This is a genomic window from Pedobacter superstes (genome assembly GCF_037622515.1).
Classification (GTDB): Bacteria; Bacteroidota; Bacteroidia; order Sphingobacteriales; family Sphingobacteriaceae; genus Paradesertivirga; species Paradesertivirga superstes.
This window is the reverse complement of sequence record NZ_JBBJCN010000001.1, coordinates 243,827-266,191: the sequence shown is the minus strand read 5'-3', so window position 1 is coordinate 266,191 and position 22,365 is coordinate 243,827. Positions and strand designations below refer to the sequence as shown.

14 protein-coding genes and 1 tRNA gene are annotated in these 22,365 nt (G+C 39.2%); 12 read left to right on the top strand and 3 right to left on the bottom strand.

Features of this window, described 5'->3' with window-relative positions; all coding sequences use genetic code 11:
- Positions 1 to 53 precede the first annotated feature (53 nt).
- The 7 genes from WG906_RS01320 (at position 54) to WG906_RS01290 (ending at position 13,010) form a co-directional block, all read left to right on the top strand.
- The gene (locus tag WG906_RS01320; RefSeq protein WP_339990710.1) at positions 54 to 2,741 is read left to right on the top strand and encodes an alpha-L-rhamnosidase-related protein; all 2,688 of its coding nucleotides are present in this window, start codon (positions 54 to 56) and stop codon (positions 2,739 to 2,741) included.
- Positions 2,742 to 2,803: 62 nt separating this feature from the next.
- The gene (locus WG906_RS01315) at positions 2,804 to 5,314 is read left to right on the top strand and encodes a glycoside hydrolase family 31 protein (protein WP_339990709.1); all 2,511 of its coding nucleotides are present in this window, start codon (positions 2,804 to 2,806) and stop codon (positions 5,312 to 5,314) included.
- 29 nt (positions 5,315 to 5,343) lie between these two features.
- Positions 5,344 to 7,488 carry a glycoside hydrolase family 97 protein gene (locus WG906_RS01310; RefSeq protein WP_339990708.1) on the top strand — a complete coding sequence of 715 codons (2,145 nt, stop codon included), beginning with the start codon at positions 5,344 to 5,346 and terminating at the stop codon, positions 7,486 to 7,488.
- A 435-nt stretch (positions 7,489 to 7,923) separates the two neighbouring features.
- The gene (locus tag WG906_RS01305) at positions 7,924 to 10,758 is read left to right on the top strand and encodes a glycoside hydrolase family 66 protein (protein WP_339990707.1); all 2,835 of its coding nucleotides are present in this window, start codon (positions 7,924 to 7,926) and stop codon (positions 10,756 to 10,758) included.
- Between the two features lie 633 nt (positions 10,759 to 11,391).
- Positions 11,392 to 12,252 carry a chromate resistance protein ChrB domain-containing protein gene (locus tag WG906_RS01300; RefSeq protein WP_339990706.1) on the top strand — a complete coding sequence of 287 codons (861 nt, stop codon included), beginning with the start codon at positions 11,392 to 11,394 and terminating at the stop codon, positions 12,250 to 12,252.
- Between the two features lie 71 nt (positions 12,253 to 12,323).
- Positions 12,324 to 12,860 (top strand): hypothetical protein, encoded by a 537-nt coding sequence (locus WG906_RS01295; protein ID WP_339990705.1) that lies wholly within the window; start codon positions 12,324 to 12,326, stop codon positions 12,858 to 12,860.
- Positions 12,861 to 12,866: 6 nt separating this feature from the next.
- Positions 12,867 to 13,010: a chromate transporter gene (locus WG906_RS01290; RefSeq protein ID WP_339990704.1), complete on the top strand. Its 144-nt coding sequence runs from the start codon at positions 12,867 to 12,869 to the stop codon at positions 13,008 to 13,010.
- A gap of 135 nt (positions 13,011 to 13,145) precedes the next feature.
- Here WG906_RS01290 and WG906_RS01285 read toward each other — a convergent pair whose 3' ends face one another.
- Both WG906_RS01285 and WG906_RS01280 read right to left on the bottom strand, forming a co-directional pair.
- Positions 13,146 to 13,706 carry a TSUP family transporter gene (locus tag WG906_RS01285; RefSeq protein ID WP_339990703.1) on the bottom strand — a complete coding sequence of 187 codons (561 nt, stop codon included), beginning with the start codon at positions 13,704 to 13,706 and terminating at the stop codon, positions 13,146 to 13,148.
- Positions 13,707 to 14,302: 596 nt separating this feature from the next.
- A tRNA-Ile gene (locus tag WG906_RS01280) sits at positions 14,303 to 14,376 on the bottom strand.
- A gap of 445 nt (positions 14,377 to 14,821) precedes the next feature.
- On the opposite strand from WG906_RS01280, the gene WG906_RS01275 reads away from it, so the two are divergent.
- Together WG906_RS01275 and WG906_RS01270 are read left to right on the top strand one after the other, a co-directional pair.
- Positions 14,822 to 16,747: a rhamnogalacturonan lyase gene (locus tag WG906_RS01275; protein ID WP_339990702.1), complete on the top strand. Its 1,926-nt coding sequence runs from the start codon at positions 14,822 to 14,824 to the stop codon at positions 16,745 to 16,747.
- Positions 16,748 to 17,076: 329 nt separating this feature from the next.
- Positions 17,077 to 18,042, top strand: a complete 966-nt coding sequence (locus tag WG906_RS01270) for an NAD(P)H-quinone oxidoreductase (protein ID WP_339990701.1) — start codon at positions 17,077 to 17,079, stop codon at positions 18,040 to 18,042.
- A 204-nt stretch (positions 18,043 to 18,246) separates the two neighbouring features.
- Here WG906_RS01270 and WG906_RS01265 read toward each other — a convergent pair whose 3' ends face one another.
- Positions 18,247 to 19,803 (bottom strand): protein adenylyltransferase SelO, encoded by a 1,557-nt coding sequence (locus WG906_RS01265; RefSeq protein ID WP_339990700.1) that lies wholly within the window; start codon positions 19,801 to 19,803, stop codon positions 18,247 to 18,249.
- 404 nt (positions 19,804 to 20,207) lie between these two features.
- Here WG906_RS01265 and WG906_RS01260 point away from each other — a divergent pair, with 404 nt between their 5' ends.
- The 3 genes from WG906_RS01260 to WG906_RS01250 all read left to right on the top strand — a co-directional run bounded on the left by WG906_RS01260 (position 20,208) and on the right by WG906_RS01250 (position 22,335).
- The gene (locus WG906_RS01260) at positions 20,208 to 20,576 is read left to right on the top strand and encodes a PH domain-containing protein (protein ID WP_339990699.1); all 369 of its coding nucleotides are present in this window, start codon (positions 20,208 to 20,210) and stop codon (positions 20,574 to 20,576) included.
- A gap of 271 nt (positions 20,577 to 20,847) precedes the next feature.
- Positions 20,848 to 21,309 (top strand): MaoC family dehydratase, encoded by a 462-nt coding sequence (locus WG906_RS01255; RefSeq protein ID WP_339990698.1) that lies wholly within the window; start codon positions 20,848 to 20,850, stop codon positions 21,307 to 21,309.
- A 51-nt stretch (positions 21,310 to 21,360) separates the two neighbouring features.
- The gene (locus WG906_RS01250) at positions 21,361 to 22,335 is read left to right on the top strand and encodes an ABC transporter substrate-binding protein (RefSeq protein WP_339990697.1); all 975 of its coding nucleotides are present in this window, start codon (positions 21,361 to 21,363) and stop codon (positions 22,333 to 22,335) included.
- Positions 22,336 to 22,365 lie beyond the last annotated feature (30 nt).

The window sequence follows — 22,365 nt, the reverse complement described above, 5'->3', positions numbered from 1 at the left end:
ATGCCTATTCAACAGAAAACAATTAGATAATAATAACACACTTAAAAATTACTATGAAATCAATTCATATCAGGATATTTATCGGCCTGGCTTTTCTGACTGCATATTCTTGTAAGGCTCAAACAACCAAAAAAGTTATATATAAATCTGGCGCCTACAGCATCTCTTCAGATGAGGTAAAACAGGGTGAGTTCAGTGCAAAAGCCTTATCTTCTACTGAACTTTTCTCTAATTATAAAAGTCCGGTTAACTTATTCAAAAGTCCTGCTTTATCTTTTAAATTCAGTATTAATGGGAAAGATAATGAAATGGTTTCTGGCAAAGATCACCAGCTTACTATTATACCCGAGGGTGGCGAATTTATAAGTCCGGTAATAAAATTCGGACAGCTTTATACAGACAAAACTGCAGTTCCGGCTAATGTTTTTCTAAAACCTGATACCCGTGTTACAATCCGGTTGGATATGAGAGAAGTATTGGATGCGTTTAGAACGAAAGGTTTTTATACCGCCTTCAATGGAAACAGAATATATAAAGAAGACTTTAAATCGGTTTATGTGGCCGGAGGTATAAGCCCTTTAATCTGGGATTTTGACAATCTTGTAAACAACCCTGCTTTAGAACTCAAAGATTTAGATGGGGATGGAATTTACTCAGTAACTCTTGTTTTAAACAAACAGGAAGAACAAAAGTCAACAGCATCTTCATGGAAATTATCTAAAGATGTTTCTGCATTTCCGCAATACAAATCCACTTATCCTTTGGCAGACGCTTTATATAATATGGCGCTGGAAGAAATGCAGAATGCAGTCGAGCCGGATAGTACCTTCAGAACCGGGAAGGAGTGGGCTGGTGTGTGGACCAGAGATATCAGCTACAGCATAATTCTTTCTATGGCGACCTTACAGCCTAAGGTCGCAGAATATAGTCTTTTACGAAAAGTAAAGAACAACCGTGTGATTCAGGATACCGGAACAGGTGGTTCTTACCCGGTTTCATCCGACAGAATGATATGGGCGGTTGCCGCCTGGGAAGTTTATAAAACCACCGGTAATCATGACTGGCTTAGAAAAGCTTATGCAATTATTAAGAATTCGGTGGATGATGATTTGAAAATTGTTTTTGATGAAGAAACCGGGCTTGTTAAAGGTGAGTCATCATTTCTCGACTGGCGGGAACAAACCTATCCGAAATGGATGCAATCAGCAGATATTTATGAGTCGGAATGTTTAGGAACAAGCGCTGTACATTTCCAAACTAATACGGTTTTAGCGGAGATGGCCAAACTCCTGGGAGATAAAAACTCTGCAGAGAAATATTTAAAAGTTGCAGGCAGGATTAAAGCAGGTATTAACAACTATTTATGGATGCCCGAAAAAGGGTATTACGGACAGTTTTTATATGGCAGAAAATACAAAATGCTTTCTCCGAGATCGGAGGCATTAGGTGAAGCGCTTGCAGTAATTTTTAATATCGCTGACGCGGAAAGAGCAAAGCAAGTTGTTGCCAATACTCCGGTGAATGCTTTTGGTATCCCATGTATTTATCCGCAAATTCCAAATATTCCTCCTTACCATAACAATGCAGTTTGGCCTTTTGTACAATCCTATTGGGCATTAGCAGCTGCAAAAATTGGCAATGAAGAATCTTTAATTCAAAGCATCAGTGCGATTTACCGTCCTGCTGCTCTATTCTTAACCAACAAGGAGAATTTTGTAGCCAGCAGTGGGGATTTTGCCGGAACCCAGATCAACTCTAGCAATATGCTTTGGAGCCTTTCGGGAAATATAAGTATGATTTATAAAGTGTTTTTTGGAATGGATTTTAAGGCAAACAGTTTAATATTCACTCCATTCGTCCCAAAGGCGTTTGATGGAAACCGGAATCTTAAAAATTTCAAATACCGCAACTCTATACTGGATATTGAGATGATGGGTTTTGGAAATGTAATTAAGTCAATCACTCTGGATGGAAAACCTTTGGCAAATGCAGAAGTTCCTTCCAGTTTAACTGGAAAGCATTCGCTGAAAATTATTCTTGCTAATAATGATTTAGAAAAAGCTAAAGTTAACCTCCTTCCTGATTATACTTCAGTAACTGCTCCTGCTGTAAACTACTCAACCCACTTGTTGTCATGGGATAAAGTGGAAGGTGCTGTCGAATATGCAATCGTCAGGAATGGGGCGCCTCATGCTAAAACCAAACAAACAGAATTCCCAGCGCCTGATCCCGGAGAATACCAGGTAATAGCGATTGACCCAAAGGGTGTGTTGTCTTTCGCAAGTGAGCCTTTGGATGTGTATCCCAAAGCTTTGATCCAGGCTATTGAAATAGAAGACATTGTGGCAAAGGCCGAACTTCCTTATAAAGGGTTCTCAGGAAATGGTTTTGCGGAAATCACGACCGGGAAAAATAAATCTCTTTCAATAAATTTCACTGTTACGGAATCCGGATTTTATGCAATTGATTTCAGATACGCCAATGGTAATGGCCCTACAAACACAGAAAATAAATGTGCTTTCCGGACTTTATCCATCAATAACTCTGTAGTTGGAACTCTTGTTTTTCCACAAAGGGGAAAAGGGGAATGGTCAAACTGGGGTTTCAGTAATGCCCGGAAAGTTAAACTTGAAAAAGGATTACATAGACTGGCCTTAACTTACGAGTTGTCTAATGAGAATATGAATGGTGATATCAATCAGGCTATGCTTGATTATGTGCGAATAATTAAAATAAACTAATTGATTAAAGCTTGGAGGGGGACGGCTATTTAGCTTTCCCTCTTCAATAGTAAACTCATCTCATGAAAGGAAATATAATAGCAATATTTTTACTTCTGTCTGTTCAACTTTTTGGGCAGACGAACAAGACTCAACCGCAGACCTTAGGCAATTGTTCCTCGTATAAAATCACTGGTAATCAGGTGGTATTTAATTGTGAGAATAAGGTCAAGGTGCTATTACAGTTATGCAGCGGGCAGGTACTTAAAGTATGGGTATCGGCCGACGGGAATTTTAAGCGGAATAACGAATCGTTTGCCGTAGTAAATGAGAAGCTGAGCGATGTGGGAAATATTAACTTAAATGATGAAGCTGCAGCGTATGAGATCTTTACCGATCAGCTCCGTATCCGCGTAAATAAGATCCCTTTCAAGCTTCAAGTTTTCGACAAATATCAAAAGCTGCTTTTCAGCGATTTTAATGAAAGAGGCTTCGTGAAAGAGAATAATCGCATCACAGCATACAAAACTCTTCGTTCGGACGAGCAATTTTTCGGTTTAGGAGAAAAAGCGGGTCCTATAAACAGGAGAGGAAGAAGCTACAAAATGTGGAACAGCGATAACCCCTGCTATGGTGTAAATGATGATCCGCTTTACAAAAGCATTCCTTTTTTTATGAGCAGTTACCGGTATGGTGTTTTCTTTGATAATACGTATAAATCAGAATTTAAATTCGGGACAGAATCAAACGATTATTATTCTTTTGAAGCGCCTGGCGGTGAAATGATCTACTATTTCATTTTTGGTAACGACTATAAACAAATCATTCAGAACTATACTCAGCTAACAGGAAAGCCCATTATGCCTCCAAAGTGGGCCTTCGGCTTTTCTCAATGCAGAGGTGATTATACCCGTGAGACTCTGGCCCGCAATACTGCGGATGAATTTAGAAAAAGGCAGATTCCCTGTGATATTATTTACCAGGATATTGGTTGGGTAGAAGGATTGCAAGATTTTAACTGGAAAAAGAATAACTATACTAACCCTAAGCAAATGGTTCATGACCTTAGTAAAATGGGTTATAAAATGATTATTTCTCAGGATCCTGTTATATCGCAGGCAAACAAAGTGCAATGGAAAGAGGCAGATTCATTAAAGTTTTTTGCTACAGATATTCGAACCGGGAAATCGTATGACATGCCCTGGCCCTGGGGAGGAAACTGCGGAGTCGTGGATTTTACAAAGCCGGCTGTTGCAGATTGGTGGGGTAGCTACCAGCAAAAACCTTTAAATGATGGCGTGAAAGGGTTTTGGACAGATATGGGTGAACCTGCATGGAGCAATGAAGATGCTACCGACAGGCTGAATATGAAGCATCACCTGGGAAAGCATGATGAAATCCATAATGTGTACGGTTTAACCTGGGATAAAGTGGTAACCGAACAATTTAACAAGCATAATCCGAATAAGCGCATATTTCAAATGACGAGGGCTGCTTATGCCGGATTACAGCGTTATACTTTTGGTTGGTCCGGTGATTCTGGAAATGGGAATAACGTAGTCGAAGGATGGACTCAGTTTGCTAATCAAATTCCAGTAAGCCTGTCTGCGGGCATGGGATTAATTCCATTCTGGGCCTGCGATATCTCGGGTTATTGTGGTGAGATTAAAGAACCTTCTGCCATGGCTGAACTCTACATTCGCTGGATGCAGTTTGGTGTATTTAACCCCCTGAGCCGGGCTCATCACGAGGGAGGAAACGCATCCGAACCATGGGCCTTTGGTACAGAAGCTGAAAATCTCTCCCGTGAGGCTATTCAACTCAAGTACAAACTATTCCCTTATATCTATACCTATGCCCGCGAAGCACATGAGAGTGGTATTCCTCTTATGCGTGCGCTTCTGCTTGAATACCCCAATGATTTAGAAACCTATAAATTGAATGCGCAATTTCTTTTTGGCAAAGAGTTGCTAGTAGCTCCCGTTGTAGAAAAAGGAGCGGTCACCAAAGATGTTTATCTTCCTGAAGGAGAATGGATAAATTTCAATGACGGTAAGACTGTTTACAAAGGCGGACAATGGATTAAGGTTGATGCACCTTTAAGTGTAATTCCTCTTTTTGTTAAGAAGGGCTCAATCATTCCGACCATGCCTGTGATGCAGTATATTCATGAAAAATCCTCTTATCCGCTTAGTCTTGAGATTTTTCCTGCTGCTTTAAATAAGGAAGCTGCTTTTACTTTATATGAAGATGACGGCGAAAGCAGAGATTATGAAAAAGATATTTACAGCCGAACCAGATTTAGCGCTCAAACCACTAAAGACGGTTTAATGATAAAAGTAAATGCAAGGGAAGCAAAAGGATATAAACCCCAGGGTGGAAGGAATTACATTTTGAAAATTCATTCCTCTTTTAAACCTAGAACACTTACGGTTAATTCAACCAGATTGAAGGGTGTTAAAACGGAAAAGTTAGTAAGTAGTGTTGATTCTGATTTCAAAACTTCATCATGGAGCTGGGATGAAAAAGCAGAGATTATTTATGTGAAAGTCCCTGATACTGGGACAGCTTGCGAAATTCAGATTAATCGTTGATCCTCTTTTTTATAGAAAAATATTCAAAAATGAACAAGTATATATTAATTGCCTTCATGTGGCTTAGTTTTCCGGCTTTAGCTCATGCACAAAAAATACAATCCCCCAATGGGGAATTTAAAATGGAGTTCTCATTGCAAAACGATGGAACACCTGTTTACAGTCTTACCTACAAAGGGAAAGACGTAGTGAAACCTAGTAAACTGGGTTTCGAGTTAAAGAATGATAAAAAATCTCTTCTGAATGATTTTACACGCATAGATTCCAAAACATCATCTTTTAATGAAACCTGGAAACCGGTGTGGGGAGAAGTAAAAGCCATTCGCAATAACTATAATGAATTGGCAGTTACACTCAATCAAAAGGAAACTAACCGTCAACTGATCATTCGATTTCGATTGTTTGATGATGGACTTGGTTTTCGATATGAGTTCCCTTCGCAAAAAAACCTGACTTATTTTGTGATCAAAGAAGAAAGGACACAATTTGCTATGGCCGGCAATCACACAGCCTTCTGGATTCCGGGCGACTATGACACCCAGGAATACGATTATATCCAATCCCGTCTGTCGGAGATAAGAGGCTTAATGACTAAATCCATAACCGATAATTTGTCACAAACGTCTTTCTCTCCAACAGGGGTTCAAACATCATTAATGATGAAGACTGATAATGGTTTATATATTAATCTGCATGAAGCTGCTCTGATTGATTATTCATGTATGCATTTAAACCTTGACGATAAAAATATGGTGTTTGAATCGTGGTTAACTCCTGACGCAAGAGGTGATAAAGGATATATGCAGGTTCCGTCGATCACACCATGGCGAACAGTAATAGTAAGTGATGATGCACGGGAAATCCTGGCTTCGAAGATGACTTATAACTTAAATGAACCTTGTAAAATAGAGGATACATCATGGATAAAGCCAGTGAAATATGTAGGTGTTTGGTGGGAAATGATTACCGGAAAAAGTTCATGGGCTTATACGGATGAATATCCGGCTGTTCATTTAGGAGTGACCGATTATAGAAAAGCCAAACCAAATGGGAAGCATGGCGCTACAACAGCCAACGTTAAAAAGCATATTGACTTCGCCGCTGAACATGGTTTTAATGCAGTACTTGTAGAGGGATGGAATGTGGGCTGGGAAGACTGGTTTGGAAATTCTAAAGATTATGTATTTGATTTCGTTACGCCTTACCCCGATTTTAATGTTCAGGAGGTAAGAGATTATGCAAAATCAAAAGGTGTAAAAATGATTATGCATCATGAAACATCAGGCTCGGTACGTAACTATGAGCGGCATATGGATAAAGCTTACCAGTTTATGAAGGATAATGGCTATGATGCCGTGAAAAGTGGATATGTTGGGCCCATTCTTCCTCGCGGTGAGAATCATTATAGCCAGTGGATCGTGAATCATTATCAATATGCCATTGAAAAAGCTGCTGATTATAAAGTTATGGTAAACGCACATGAAGCAATAAGGCCAACCGGTATTGCCCGCACATATCCCAATCTGATAGGTAATGAATCAGCACGTGGCACAGAATACCAGGCTTTTGGCGGCTCAAAACCAAACCATGTAACTGTGCTTCCATTTACCCGCTTAATTGGTGGTCCGATGGATTATACCCCTGGTATTTTCGAAATGAATATCAGTAAACTAAATCCGGGTAATACTTCGCACGTAAATAGTACGCTGGCTAATCAACTGGCTTTATATTTAACCATGTACAGTCCTTTACAAATGGCGGCAGACCTCCCTGAAAATTATAACAGATTTGCAGATGCTTTCCAGTTTATTAAAGATGTTGCCGTGGATTGGGATGACAGCAAATACCTGGAAGCTGAACCGGGAGAATATATTACTGTTGCCCGCAAGGCAAAAGGTACCGGCAAATGGTTTGTAGGAAGTGTAGGCGGGGTGAATTCACGTACTTCTAAAATGTCATTTGACTTTTTAGACGCAGGTAAAACCTATATCGCCACCATATATGCCGATGCGAAAGATGCTCATTATAAAACAAACCCACAGGCCTATATTATTCGTAAGGTTCTGGTAAACAATAAATCGAAACTGTCCCAGGGTGTTGCCCCGGGTGGCGGATATGCAATAAGTATTGTGGAAGCTGATAAAATTCAAAGTAAGGGGATCGAAAAATTGTAGATACGGATATTATATTTTAACTAAATGCAAAGGCAGATGCGAACAAGGATGTTCGTGTCTGCCTTTTTTGTTTTTATGTTCCTGATATCTGTTGTGTGTATTTCAGTGGTTTTGATACGTTTTGAATCTATATTGATTCCCACCGATTGCCTCTTCTAAACTTAAAAACTCAAATTAGTTTAAAACTAACCGGGTTGCAATATTCATCCAAAGAATATTGAAATCTCATAAAAAAACCAATTCAAATAATATGAGAAAAGTTGTTAAGGTTCGGGTACGCCTGAATGCTTTAGTGGTCAATATCCCTTTTTTAACTCTTTTTTAGTCAAATAGCATTTTATAGCTATTTAAATCCTCCTCCCTGCAATATGAAAATTATAAATGCGGGGATTAGATTTTCAATTAATTAGATACAAATTATAAACCCCATTTATTATGAACCAATTTTTTACAATCTCTGAAGCTCCTTTATTACAGGGCAAAGTTTTAAAAACTAATTCCCGTTGTTCTTTACGGTATATTCTGATAGCGTTACTCTATTTTTCAGCTGCCTTTATCCTTCCTGGAAATGCCATGGCTGCAATAGGCGATTACATAAGTGGTATTGATAAAGATAAAGCTGTTTACAGCCCCGGGTCGGTGGTAAATTTTACTATAAATTTAAAACAATCAGTTTCTAATCGTACTCTTAAAATAACCTATTATCAGTACAATACTGCAATTTCCACACAGTCGAAAACAATTAGTGGCACCAGTTCAACATGGGCTTGGGTAACCCCCAATGCTGATTATAAGGGATATCTCGTTAAAGCAGAGCTTAAAAACGGAAATACAGTTTTAGATTTCTCCACAATAGGCTTAGACGTATCTTCAAACTGGACTAAGTTTCCACGCTATGGCTTCTTATCAAAATTTGGGAATCTGACAGATGGAGATATGGATGTTGTAATCAATAAGCTTACGCGCTATCAGATTAATGGATTGCAATTCTATGATTGGATGGATACGCATCAGGATCCACTAGCCGGAACAGCATCAAATCCATCTGCGCAATGGAATGATTTGGCAAATCGCCCAAGTTATTTCAATTCGGTAAAGGGATATATTGACAGGGCACATAATAAGGGAATGAAAGCTATGTTTTATAACCTGCTTTACGGGGCTTATCCCGGAGCAACCGGAGTTAGTGATACCTGGGGGCTATTTCGCGATAATACCCATACTAATCAATACGCCCATACAGGTTTACCGGCATCATGGGAAACAAGTTCAATTAACGTTTATGATCCGGGAAACACCAATTGGCAGAGTTTTTTAAATGCTGCGCATAACGAAGTATATAATGCCACAAATCTCAATTTTGACGGATACCACACAGATCAGTTAGGGGATTTTGGAACGGTTTACAACTACAATGGCACACAAATTTATCCAGACCAGACATTTGATGATTTTTTAAGCTCGGCCAAAACCGCACAGCCCGGCAAATCTTTGGTAATGAATGCTGTAAATCAATACGGCCAGCAGCAGATCGGTCAGTCTCCGGTTGATTTTACTTATTCAGAATTATGGACCGGAAATGAAGAATATTACAGTCTTGGGAATGTTATTCAGCAAAATAATGGGTATAAAAACGTAAATACGGTTTTAGCCGCTTATGTAAATAAAGGTAAATCTGGTAATCCCGGCTTATTTAACCCCGCCAGTGTATTAATGGCCGATGCTGTAATTTTCGCTTTTGGCGGAGCTCATATTGAGCTTGGCGAGCACATGCTTGGCAATGAGTATTTTCCCAACAATAATTTGCAGATGTCTGCAACCTTAGAGAAAGATTTATTAGCGTATTATGATTTCTCGGTAGCTTATGAAAATATCTTAAGAGATGGCAGAACATTTAATAATGTTACCCTTTCCGGTGGTACCAATGTGCGTTATTGGCCGCCAGTACAAGGCAAAGTTGCAACTGCAGGTACGCAATGGGACAGCAGCCAGGTTTTTCATGTGCTTAATTATTCGAATGCACAAACGCTTAACTGGAGAGATGATAACCAGGTACAGCCTGTGCCAACTATAATTAGCAACCTTGCTTTAAATTTCCCCTATACAACCCCAATTACACGCATGTGGGTAGCATCACCGGATTTTAATCAGGGACAGCCACAGACGATTACTTTCACTCAGTCTAACGGTGTGGTTAACTTCAGTTTGCCATCATTAAAATACTGGTCCATGGTTGTTGCAGAAACAGGTGCAGCTATGTCTACTTGCGCCGCTCCGGGCTTTAACCCTGTGTCGGGTAGCTCATTTACAGCGCCGGTTGCAATCACCCTAAGCTCATCCACCTCTGGTGCAATAATCCGTTATACAACAGATGGCAGTACTCCAACTTCCATTTCTCCAACGTATACTGGGCCGTTTACTATCTCAAGCAGTTGTACAATTAAAACCTATTCTTCAAAAGCCGGAATGGTAGATTCACCTGTTTCAACTGCAAGCTATACCATCACGCTTCCAGCAGGAGTAACCGCTGGAGGAACCTATAAAGTTCTGGCTCGTCATAGTTCAAAAGCTCTTGATGTTAAACAGCAGTTAATAGCCGACGGAACCATTGTCTATCAATATGATTACCTCGGCGCTCAGAACCAAAAATGGCGAATAGACGCACCCGGTAACGGATTTTATAAATTGATTGCTTTACACAGCGAAAAAGCCATGGATGTGGTTGGGGCTAGTACATTAGATGGAGCGGAAATTCACCAATGGTCTCCATTAGATATTCCCAGCCAGGATTGGAGTATTACCAGTGTTGGTACCGGCTACTTTAAAATTGTAAACAGAAATAGTGGTAAATCTCTGGATGTGTATGGTTCGGGAACTGCTAACGAAACTCCGGTTAAGCAGTATACTTATGCTGGTGGTTTAAACCAGCAGTTTTCTATTGCCGGGGTTTCATCAATTCCTGGTGTAATGTCGGCAGAACAGGCAAACACTTTAGATATGGTTGGTTTTACACCAGCCGAAGAGGTTTCTGCTCAGCTAATTTACCCCAATCCAGCTGTTAATTCTGTAAATATCAGGATAATAGGTAGGGCAGATGAGAAAGTCGAATTAAGCATTTATACAACTGACTCTAAAGTAGTATATAAAAAAAGAACCAACGGAGGGGTAGTGATAGACGTAAATACATCTGCTTTTGCTCCGGGTGTATATCTTGTAAAAGTGCAGTCAGCTAATACTGTTGAGGTTATGAAGCTATTAATAAAAAAATAGGAATTCCTTAATGGGTTGCTATAATAAAGCTTAACGCATTTTTTTGTATAAGCTTTATGATTACTGCTTTATAACCAGGAGAAAGTTAAAGGATATCCCCGAATTAAGGCATTATAAATCAAACTGTACATTTTTCAAAAAAAAATCAAAAAGCAAACTTAGTGTCCTACACTAAGTTTGCTTACTTATTATAAAATAAGGATCCTAATAGCAGATGGGGGCTCAACCAAAACCCATTGGTGTTGGTTGATAACAACTCACATTTACAAGGGTTTAAATCAGAGGGAGATAATCCATATTTTGTTAATGCAGGCTATTCAAGACTCTTTACGATGGGTACACAAAGCCTAAATTTGTTATCTATTTTATTTAGTGACGATAATGTCCTGCCAGTCCTGTATTGAATTGTATTAAGATAAAGAGGGCTGCTATTCCGGAGCATTTTTAACAGTGGTCCACCTCGACATGATGATGGTGGGGAACAAAAATACATCAAGCCTGATTAGTATAGCATAAAGACATTGAAGTTCCTTAACCTCATTATCCCCAAGATTGTCATCATAAAATTATCGTGTTTTAATAATTAAGCTGATTTTGGGACAGCATTCATATTTTTGTGTTAAAAGAGCTCCAATGAAGTGGATTACTAGAGAACGTCCTAAGATAGATCGAATTGCTTGCCCTTGGCTTATTCAGCGATTTATAGATCAGGAAGCTGAAATAATTTATGTTCCTTTTAATGATGTAATTGCGAAGGCTAAAGAACTGAATGCAATCCCATTTGATATTCCTGACGTCGAATATACCCACTATGAAGACAAATGTACTTTTGATTACTTCCTGAAAAAACACAATCTGAAAGACCCTGCATTATTTTTCATGGCTACGATAGTAAGAGGTGCGGATACCGATGCACACCACCTTGCTTCCCAGGCTTCAGGTTTGTGGGCTATTTCAGCGGGGCTTGCATATAACACTTCTGATGATTCCGAATTATTGGAAAAAGGCATGGTTATCTATGATGCATTATATAGCTGGGCAAAGCATCTTAAAAAGGAAAGACACACGCAAAACCCCATAGAACATCTGTTGATTGAGGTCTTTAATAAATACATCAAAGAGCAAAAGGATACGAAGAAAAAAAATCCTGATTGGGCAGTTGAGCTTAAGGAAATGATTCAGGATCAAATTGACACCAATTTAAGCCTTAGTCTGAAAGACCTTTCCCAGGAACTCAACGTGCATCCTGCATACCTATCAAGAGAATTTTCTAAGTATTTTGATAATTTGTCCTTTGGCGATTATATCAGAAAGCTGAGAATTGAAAAAGCTATAGATCTTATCGAATCAAAACGCCCTCTATCTGAAATAGCATACTTGACTGGCTTCTCTGATCAAAGCCATTTTACCAGGATATTTAAAAAACATACAGGCAAAAGTCCATCGGAATACAAGAAAAATCTGGCAAATAGTAAAAAGGATACCAAAAGTTAATTCCATTCTATTTATCTAAATTATATCCTGGTAAAATTGTGGACTTTTATTCAAGCTTACTAGGTCTTAAAATGAGAATTTTATTTATTGGATTATTGATTTCTTTTTTGAATGTTTCTTCCTTCAGTATTTATGGTCAAACACCATTGCCACAGCCGGCTCAAACTCCTGTTCAAATATATCCCAGTATAGCTGGTTATGTTGGCATTATTCATCCTATTGTTACTTTTAGTAGTAATGGCACACATGCGAATTTTGACGAAAGTTATATTGTAGGTATGCCTACAGGGATTAATATCTGGAAAAGTCCCAGGTTTGGTTTTTCCTTTGAGGCTGTTCCATTCATAAGAGCAGAAAACGGAGTTAGTAAAATGACCAACATCGTATTTCATCCCGGAATTCTTGCTGCATTAGGGAAAGGTTATACGTTTGTTGGTCGTGCTGCATTCGAAACCTCTGGCAGATATGGCTTTACTCCGATTTTAAATAAAGTAGTTAGAAAGAATAAACACAGCAATTATTTTGTAGCATTACCTTTCCCTGTACGATTTGGCAACGATAACCCCGCAACATTTACTGCTGCTTTTCAATTTGGATTAGGCTTTTAAAGAACAATGGTGGTGGAAAATAAAAAATGGCTTACAGAAGAAGAATATAAAGAAGGTTTAGCTCTTGCCCAGTTAGCTCCAGGTAGTTTGGCTGTTCAATTAAGAATTTATATTGGTTTTGTTCATATAGATTATTGGGAGCAACCTTAATGAGCTTTCCGTCGATGCAAGCGGTATTTCACGGTATAGGAGCGGTAGTGATGGGTATAATCTGACAATAAAATCTATTGGCAAGTTTTTTTGGTCCAGTGGCTTAAATTTTATGTTTTATCTAAATACTTGGAATCATAATTTCGCAAGCTCACTAAACAGAATGAACAGCCCAATACCAAATGCGAGATATCCGAATCCTCTTTTTAATTGATAACCGTTAATATATTTTCCTGAAAAATGCCCAATAAAAACTCCCGAAATAGTTAATAGGGAGACTTTGCACAGAAAAATCAGATTCAGATTAAAATGCCCCAGGTCGGTAGCAAAACCGATTAAAGAATTTACTGAAATAATTAATAATGAAGTTCCCACAGCTTTTTTTATAGGTAGTTTGAAGAACAAAAATAACGCAGGAATTATTAAAAAACCTCCGCCTGTACCTAATAAGCCAGAAACACACCCCGTGAGAAAACCATAAGCAAGAAGTTTAACAGATAAGGAATTAGAAGTTAATTGCTCGACAGTACTTTCAACCTGGGGCGTTTTAGTGATCATTTGTCTGGATACTATAATGATCAATACGGCAAAAGCGATCATTGTAAGACTCTTTTCAGACAGGCTGGCAGATCCTACTGAAACAGTGATATTAAGCAAGTGCGGAATCACCAGCTTGCGGATTATAAATATTGCCAAACCCGAGCTTAATGCGAAGTAAAACGCAGCTTTGAAATTGATTAGAGCTTTGTTTGATAATGGATGGCTCCCGAAAAACTGCCGCAACCTATTATGAATAATGAGTAAGAGGTTGCAAGTGCCGCGAGTTTGATTTCTCCAGCTTTTCTGCTTAGATAATAGCCCGAAAAGGCACTTTCAGAGGTGATGAACGCAGTAGACAATTTGAACGATTAGCAATAATGATAACGGAGCCCGGGAGCCCTCCCATAAATCTGAAGGTTGCAAACCCGGCCCGCATTGCTTCAAGTGGCCATAGTCTACAGATTTGAAACTGGTGCTGCTCCGGCGGCGGGACAAAAAGACCTTAATCAACCTGAATCCTGTTACGTATTTGAGACGCTTTGAATTCCGGAACGCCATTCGTATAAGATAAAACAGACAAAAATCATATCCTATTGATCGTGTAAATTATTGATATTCAGGCAATAATGAATGCAATAATTCAATAGAGGTGAAGATCAACAGTCTTTTGGTCTTAGTGAGAATGGTAGCGGAGAATAAAAGCAAAAAAGCCTGTAAATCAAGTATTTACAGGCTAGGTAATCTATTTTTCGTGCGCCCACCTGGGCTCGAACCAGGGACCAAAAGATTATGAGTCTTCTACTCTAACCAACTGAGCTATGAGCGCTGCTAAAATTTCTTTTTGCGTTGCAAATTTAACTATTTGAACCAATTATAAAAATATCTTATCAACAAATAGTTTTAATGTAAGTAGCTTGCTGACAATCAAAACATTATTTTATTTAAAAATTGGATTTCAGCACAAAAACAAGGATGTGTCTTGTGCAATTGAATCGCAAAGGCTTCGATGTTGGCAGATAGATATGAAATATCTCATAAGGCTTACCTGCTTTTTACTTTTTATTATTAAACCATGGCTTGTTTCAAGAAAATTACAATTCATTTTGTTGAGAATAAGTAGTTTGCAGCGTATGGTCCAGATGAAACCATCATGAGCCTGGCCGAAAAACAGGCGGGGATACCGCTCACTGACAGCAATGAACGTGCTCATGATAGCCTGTCCGAACGAAGCCAGGCGGACTTCATAGCCATTAAAAGACAAATATATTCTGATGAAAAAAAAGGTTGCTATCCTGTTGTTTTTTACATCGTTTCTGGTCTGTAATACGGCATTTTCTCAGCGGAAAATGGAATACCTTGACAGAGGGCTGATTGCAGTTAGAAAAGATTCAAATACGGTTTTTATTAGCTGGCGATTACTGGCTAATGAACACCAGGAAACGGGTTTTAATATTTATCGTGTAACGGGAAATCAGGTACCGGTTAAGCTCAACCGGTCGGTTTTAGGAAAAGGGACCAACTATATGGATGCGGGGGCGGATCTGTCTCAGAGTAATACGTATAGCATTAAGCCTGTACAAAATGGAAAAGAATTATCCGCAGGTAAATCATTTACACTACAGCCTTATTCAGCGATACTGCCATATCTTGCAATCGCTGTTCAGCAGCCTGAAGGAGGAGAAATTAATGGTCAGAAGTTTTCCTATAGTGCGAATGATGTTAGTGTCGGCGATTTAGATGGTGATGGTAATTATGAAATAATATTAAAATGGGACCCTTCGAATTCTAAAAATCCGCCGCAAACGGGAGTTACAGGGAATCAAATTCTGGATGCATATACTTTGAAGGGAAAACTATTGTGGCGTATTGATCTCGGAAAGAATATCAGGTCAGGAGCTGCATATACACAGTTTTTAGTTTACGATTTTAATGGTGACGGTAAAGCTGAACTCATCTGTAAAACCGCCGACGGAACCATCGATGGTAAGGGGAAAGTAATTGGAGATTCCAATAAAGATTGGCGCAATCTTTCAGCAACTAATAGTCCTTTTTATGGTAAAATTGTGGATGGTCCTGAATATATTACTGTTTTCGACGGCTTAACCGGCGCAGCATTGGCTACCACTGTTTATACCCCTTCACGTTACCCTTTAGATGGATGGGGAGGAATAGGAGGTAACGGCGGAAATGATGTAACAGGTGGTCGCCCTGATCGTTTTACGGCTTGTGTTGCTTATCTGGATGGCAAATTGCCTAGCGCGGTGATGGTAAGAGGGTGGTATGGGCGTACGGTGCTTTCTGCATGGGATTTCAGAAACGGGAAGCTGAGTCAGAGATGGATCTTTGATTCAAAAGACAAGGATAATCCTTATTCAGGCATGGCTAATCACAATCTTTCTGTAGCCGATGTAGATAACGATGGTAAAGATGAGATCTGCGTTGGAGCGATGACGGTAGATGATAATGGTACAGGACTTTATACAACCGGGCTTCGTCATGGAGACGCAATACATTTGTCGGACATGGATCCTTCAAATCCCGGACAGGAAGTCTTTGGAATTCATGAAAGCGAGGAAAAAACACTGGTTTTTAAAACTCCCGGCGTGGCTATGTTCGATGCACGGACAGGCAAAATTCTATGGAGCCAATCGCCCGGAGTTGATGTCGGCAGGGGGGTAGCAGCAGATATTGATCCGGGGCATCCCGGGTTTGAAAATTGGGGTGGTCCCGGGGGGCTGCGTGACGTGCATGGGAAAACTATAACTGAGAATGTACCCTCTTCTCAGAACTTTTTAGTTTGGTGGGATGCTGACCTTACGCGCGAACTTCTGGATAATAATCGTATTGATAAATGGGATTGGAAAAATGAAAAGACCATAAATCTGTTAACCGCGGAGGGCTGCGTTTCGAATAACGGTACGAAGGCTACCCCGGCGCTGAGCGCCGATTTATTAGGAGACTGGAGAGAAGAAGTTATATGGCGCACAACTGATAACAAAGAGCTTCGTATTTATACTACAACAATACCAACAGATTATAGATTGTGTACGTTAATGCATGATCCTCAGTACCGCTTAGGGGTTGCGTGGCAAAATGTAAGTTATAACCAGCCTCCCCATACCAGCTTTTATTTGGGTGAAGGAATGAAAACACCCGGAGAGTCAAAGATCAATATTCAGTCGCCAGGCAGTAAATAATATCTATGAAGGAATAAGCCTTGCTATTTTATCCCAGAAGGTGTGCTATGACAGCCAGACTTGAAATCCATTTTTTTTCGGGACTAAATAGAATATCAAGATTAACACGGTTTTTGGTTTTTAAAGCACCTGATATTTTTAATTTCCTTGCTGCTGATATGGCGGCCCATTTTTGCCCGATAGCTGATATACCGAAAAGGGTAAAGCGGAAATAAATACGGATGTACAAAATTTTCTATTTTCCTTCTTTATTAAATGAGAGGCTTTTTTGCTTCCTGCCGGATTGAAAGATTTTTTGCCAAATTTACCCGACATCTGAATTGTTAATTATGAAAGCAATCATCATATCACAGCCGGGCAATCCGGAAGTATTGAAGCTGGTAGAAATAAGACCACCTGCCCCGGGTTTGAATGAAGTTCTGATTCGTGTAAAAGCAGCCGGATTAAATCGTCTGGACATAGCGCAGAGGAGAGGGTTTTATCCTGCACCTCCAGGTGCTCCGGCAGATATCCCTGGAGTTGAAGTATCCGGTATTATTGAACAGTGTGGCACAGAGGTAACACAATGGAAAGTTGGAGAGAGTGTATGTGCTTTACTAAGCGGAGGCGGTTACGCTGAATATGTTGTGGCTGATTCTGGTTCCTGTTTGCCAATTCCCAAAGGACTGAGTTTTATACAGGCAGCTTCATTACCTGAAGCTGCGTTCACTGTATGGCACAATGTCTTTCAAAGGGGACAATTAAAGTCAGATGAAAATTTTTTAGTACATGGTGGCACAAGCGGGATAGGAGTTATGGCTATTCAGCTTGCTAAAGTATTCGGGGCGCATGTTTTTTCGACTGCAGGCAGCGATGAAAAATGCCATGCTTGTACTGATTTTGGTGCAACTCGATGTATTAATTATAAAACTCATGATTTTGAAAAGGACCTCCAAAGCATTGGTATGGATGTAATTCTTGATATGATTGGAGGGGATTATATTACCAAAGAAATCAATATAATGCGGCCGGAGGGGCGGCTGATATTAATTAATGCTAAGACGAAAGAATTGCAGGGAAATGTATTTAATATAATGCAAAAAAGACTGAATATTACAGGTAGTACTCTGAGATCCAGGGACTTGTTGTTTAAGTCGGCATTGGCTTCTGAAGTTCTTGCCCATGTTTGGCCTAAAATAGAAGAGGCTAAGGTAAAGCCGGTAGTATATAAAGTTTTTCCTCTTTATGAAGCTGCTAAGGCCCATCAATTAATGGAATCCGGTATTCACACAGGCAAGATCATTCTTGAAGTATAGTCTTCCATATTTTGAGATTTTGCCTGTCCGTCAGTTTTTGTGAAAATTGGCATAGTATCTGCATGGGTGTAAAAAGAATATAACACAGTATCAGCTGAGATACACACTGTCGGCTTACTGTTCCATATATATCTTTTTTTCATCTACTTATGAAACGAGAAGGCACCAGAATACTGGTGCTTTTCTCGTTTATAGCAATATGCTTTATGAGCTGCAGGAAAGCATAGAACAACCGGCTTTTTCATTCGCCCAATCGGGTCTTTTTTGAAAGAAGTTATCAAATTTATCAGAATATGGTTCTTTGATAGCTTGCTGTAACTGTAAGAATAATTGTGTTTCCCCGCGTTCCAATTCTTCTATAGCCTCATGCAGTAAATAATTTCTTAAAATAAAACGGGGATTGTTGTTTTTCATCATTTCCCGTGATTCTTCACGGCTGCACTTGTTTAATTTTATTCGCTTTGAGTAAATTTCAATTAAATCAGAAAGTATTTTTAATTCTGCCGGAGTGGGTTCTTTGTAAAAACTGTATTTAAAATGGTTAAATATATATTCTTCGGTTTCAAAATCAAGGGAGATGTCAGCTAACAACTGATAAAATATAGTCATGTCTGGCTTTATCGCAGTCAGTGCATTTTCGAAGCTGTCAATTAAAGCTATGTCCTGATCGTTCACCATATCCAGACCAAGTTTTTTACCCATCATTGTATAATATTTAATCCAGAAAATATCTTCATAATTTTCTATTGCTTCCCTTAATTTATCTTTGTCATCAATCAGAGGCGCGATGGCGTTGGCAAGGCATCCGAGGTTCCAGTAAGCAATAGAGGCCTGCTGGCCAAAAGCATATCTTCTTCCAGGTAAATCGGTTGTATTGGGAGTAAATCCGGGATCGTAATCGTCAAGAAATGAATAAGGCCCATAATCGATAGTGAGTCCGAGAATCGACATATTATCTGTATTCATCACTCCGTGAACGAATCCAACTCTCAACCATTCTACTATCATAGAGGCTGTTTTGTCAACAACTTCTTTCAACCATGTAAGAATTTTGTCTTCACCGGTAATGTGCGGATAAAACCGCTCAATGGTCCAGTCGGTTAAGTTTTTAAGGTTTGAAATCTCGCCTTTAGACGTGAAAAATTCAAAATTTCCGAATCGCATGAAACTCGGGGCGACCCTCATTACAATAGCTCCTGGTTCATATTCTGGGTTGCCATTGTAAAACATGTCTCTGACAACCTGGTCACCAGTTAACACCAGGCTTAAGGCTCTTGTCGTGGGTACTCCGAGGTAAAACATAGCTTCACTCATCAGGTATTCCCGTACAGAAGATCGTAAAACAGCCCTGCCATCCGCCCTGCGTGAATAGGCGGTTGGTCCGGCGCCCTTTAACTGTAATTCCCACGATTTTCCATTATTTTCCCATTCGCCTAAGGTTATTGCTCTTCCGTCGCCAAGCTGCCCCGCCCAGTTGCCAAACTGATGCCCGCCGTATCTGGCGGCATAAGGATACATGCTGGGAGTAATCAGGTTTCCGCCAAGGATAGATATATCATTTTGATCAGCCGGTTTTTGTATGCCGGTTTCTTCTGCCAGATCTTCCGACCATGCTAGTAATACAGGCTGTTTTACCGGTGTCGGTATTGATTTACTATAAAAGACATCGGGAGTTTGCCTTGGTTGTCTATCACCGCTTTCATCGCCTTTGAAAGCGGATACAAAATCGTTTTTATATAGTTTTGAGCTTAAACTTTTCATAATGATGTTAAGAATATACGAAAATTTTCATGATAATAATCGATCTTTTTAAGATTATATAAACGGACAACACGGCGGAAAATTCTCTGATGATTCTTCCGAACCTGGCTAGGTTTTTTAACCTCTTATAAAAAAACATGTTTTCCGGTCTTCAGCATGACAATGTTCTTCACCAATTAATTTTTATGCTAACAAGACTTAAGCTTACCTGTTATAAAACTTATTGTAGACCTGTTACCAATAATTAATAAGTAAATCTTTTTTGTTGATGAATGCGTATACATTGAAATAATTGAAAATCTTCATGTTGCCTTCATCTTAGGTGTGTAAACTTGTGTCTATAAGCGCTTTAGTTTAACTGATTGGGGAAAGTGATTATTTTAAGTTTTACTAAACATCTATTTATGGGACTTTTTAATGGTTTTTTAAGTCATCCTGCAGAAGTGTCATTGAAGCAGATTTCACTTGAGTATGGGTTTATTTTGATTGACGATGAATATGTGGAAAAAGCATACAAAGTAAACAGAGACAAATTTATTCTAACCAATAAACGATTGCTGCTCATTACTTACGGGAAGGGAAATAAATTAGAATATATGACTATCCCGTATTCAAGTATCAGGAAGTTCTCCAAAGAAGGGATGGATGCTATGGATAAGGACTCTGAACTCAGAATCTGGTTGAAGGATGAGGCATTGCCGATCAAAAAAGAATTTAAGGACTGTGAAGGAGTAAATGAAATATATCAGATTTTAAGTAGGTATACTTTGTAAATAAACACAAAATCTCTAAGCAGCTGCGGTAATTACACCAGCAAAAAAAAGTTTTATTTTATGGACAATCGGGTAATTGATGTGCTTTCTTAAGCCATCGATTACTTTTTTTAGATCTTATCCCTTTTTAGATCAAAGCTGCTATGTGTCAAATCATTTCAGCTCTTTATTTCGAAACGCGCTGGCAGCTTTCCAAAGATTATTAATTTAAGTTTTATGATCTTAAAGAATTATGTTTAATATGCATTCATAATTAAAGCACGACATAGAAATGTTAATAATCAGAAGTCACCAGGAATTTGCGGAGCACCTTGGAAAGGAAATTGGAGTTTCCAATTGGCACACCATCACTCAGGAACAAATAAATATGTTTTCTGATGCGACTCTGGATCATCAATGGATACATACAGATACTAAAAGAGCCGAAACTGAAAGCCCCTTTCATGCCACGATAGCCCATGGTTATCTCACCTTGTCTCTCATCCCATACTTATGGAAGCAGGTTATTAATATCCAAAATCTTAAAATGGAGATTAATTATGGGATAGAAAACCTCAGATTCGCACAAGCCGTTGTAGTTAATAGCGAAGTTCGTCTGAAAGTTAAGCTATCGAACATTATAAATCTACGCGGTGTAACAAAGGCAACTATTGGGGCCGAACTGGAAATTAAGGATCAAAAAAAACCAGCATTTATAGCTGAAACAGTTTTCTTATATCATTTTATCGATTGATCAGGAAATGACGGCTCAATTGACAATTCTGGTGCATTATAATTAAAATAGATGCGATTCAAAATAGGAAAGTTTCTCGCTGCATGTCTGGTAATTCTGTTTGTTTATGGTTGTAACCAGCAGAAAAGCTCTATTCCGGAAGTTGGATTTGTAGACGCTTTTGAAGATGCCACAATAGCGCAGGCTCGCGCCGGTTTTACTGATGCACTTGCGAAAAATGGATTTTCTGAAAAAGATAAAACGGTTAAAATTATTTACCGCAATGCTCAGGGGGATATTCCGACTTTAACCCAGATCGTAAATTACTTTATTTCCGAAAACGTTGATTTGATGGCTACCTGTACAACTCTTTCAACAATCACTGCCTTGCAAAGGTCAAAAGATATACCTGTTTTTATGATGGTGTCTCCAACGCCGGAGCGGATGAAAGTAATTGATAATATGGGAAAGGAGCCTGCTAATTTGTACGGTGTGGCAGAGGAGTTATCGTATATAGATACATCATTCTCCTTCATACCTAAACTGCTAAAACCTAAAGGCAATAAACTAGTGGTTGGGATGATCTACAATCAATCGGAACCCCAATCGGTTGATGCTTTAGCGCGAATTAAATCCCTTGCCCAAACATTAAACATTCAAATCGAAGCGCTTCCTTTAAACAGCTCGGGCGATGCTCAATTAGTGACTCAATCGCTGTTAAGTAAGAATATTGATGCTTTTTTCGCCAATCCTGACAATTCAGTATTTGCAGCATTTGAAACTATATTGAAAAATTGTAACCAAAAAGGTGTTCCCATTTTTACCAGCGAGTCCGGGCTTGTCAGGCGCGGCGCACTTGTCGCATTTGGCGCTGATATTTATAAATGGGGGTATCAGTCAGGGATACAGGCTGCCCGGTTTTTAAAAACTGGTAATACTGATGATTTAAAATGGGAAATTGTTAAAACAAGGATTCGGGTCTATAATGCCCGGGCCGCAAGAAAATACAAAATTGCTGTTCCGCCCGATTTTCTAAATGTAGAATAAAAGGATATTTTTTTCTTTCTGTCGTTCGGT

What these genes read in the sequence shown, in the direction of transcription:
- WG906_RS01320 (WP_339990710.1), top strand. Translation starts at nt 54, where the DNA reads ATGAAATCAATTCATATCAGGATATTTATCGGCCTGGCTTTTCTGACT.
- WG906_RS01315 (WP_339990709.1), top strand. Translation starts at nt 2,804, where the DNA reads ATGAAAGGAAATATAATAGCAATATTTTTACTTCTGTCTGTTCAACTT.
- WG906_RS01310 (WP_339990708.1), top strand. Translation starts at nt 5,344, where the DNA reads ATGAACAAGTATATATTAATTGCCTTCATGTGGCTTAGTTTTCCGGCT.
- WG906_RS01305 (WP_339990707.1), top strand. Translation starts at nt 7,924, where the DNA reads ATGAACCAATTTTTTACAATCTCTGAAGCTCCTTTATTACAGGGCAAA.
- WG906_RS01300 (WP_339990706.1), top strand. Translation starts at nt 11,392, where the DNA reads ATGAAGTGGATTACTAGAGAACGTCCTAAGATAGATCGAATTGCTTGC.
- WG906_RS01295 (WP_339990705.1), top strand. Translation starts at nt 12,324, where the DNA reads ATGAGAATTTTATTTATTGGATTATTGATTTCTTTTTTGAATGTTTCT.
- WG906_RS01290 (WP_339990704.1), top strand. Translation starts at nt 12,867, where the DNA reads ATGGTGGTGGAAAATAAAAAATGGCTTACAGAAGAAGAATATAAAGAA.
- WG906_RS01275 (WP_339990702.1), top strand. Translation starts at nt 14,822, where the DNA reads ATGAAAAAAAAGGTTGCTATCCTGTTGTTTTTTACATCGTTTCTGGTC.
- WG906_RS01270 (WP_339990701.1), top strand. Translation starts at nt 17,077, where the DNA reads ATGAAAGCAATCATCATATCACAGCCGGGCAATCCGGAAGTATTGAAG.
- WG906_RS01265 (WP_339990700.1), bottom strand. Translation starts at nt 19,803, where the DNA reads ATGAAAAGTTTAAGCTCAAAACTATATAAAAACGATTTTGTATCCGCT.
- WG906_RS01260 (WP_339990699.1), top strand. Translation starts at nt 20,208, where the DNA reads ATGGGACTTTTTAATGGTTTTTTAAGTCATCCTGCAGAAGTGTCATTG.
- WG906_RS01255 (WP_339990698.1), top strand. Translation starts at nt 20,848, where the DNA reads ATGTTAATAATCAGAAGTCACCAGGAATTTGCGGAGCACCTTGGAAAG.
- WG906_RS01250 (WP_339990697.1), top strand. Translation starts at nt 21,361, where the DNA reads ATGCGATTCAAAATAGGAAAGTTTCTCGCTGCATGTCTGGTAATTCTG.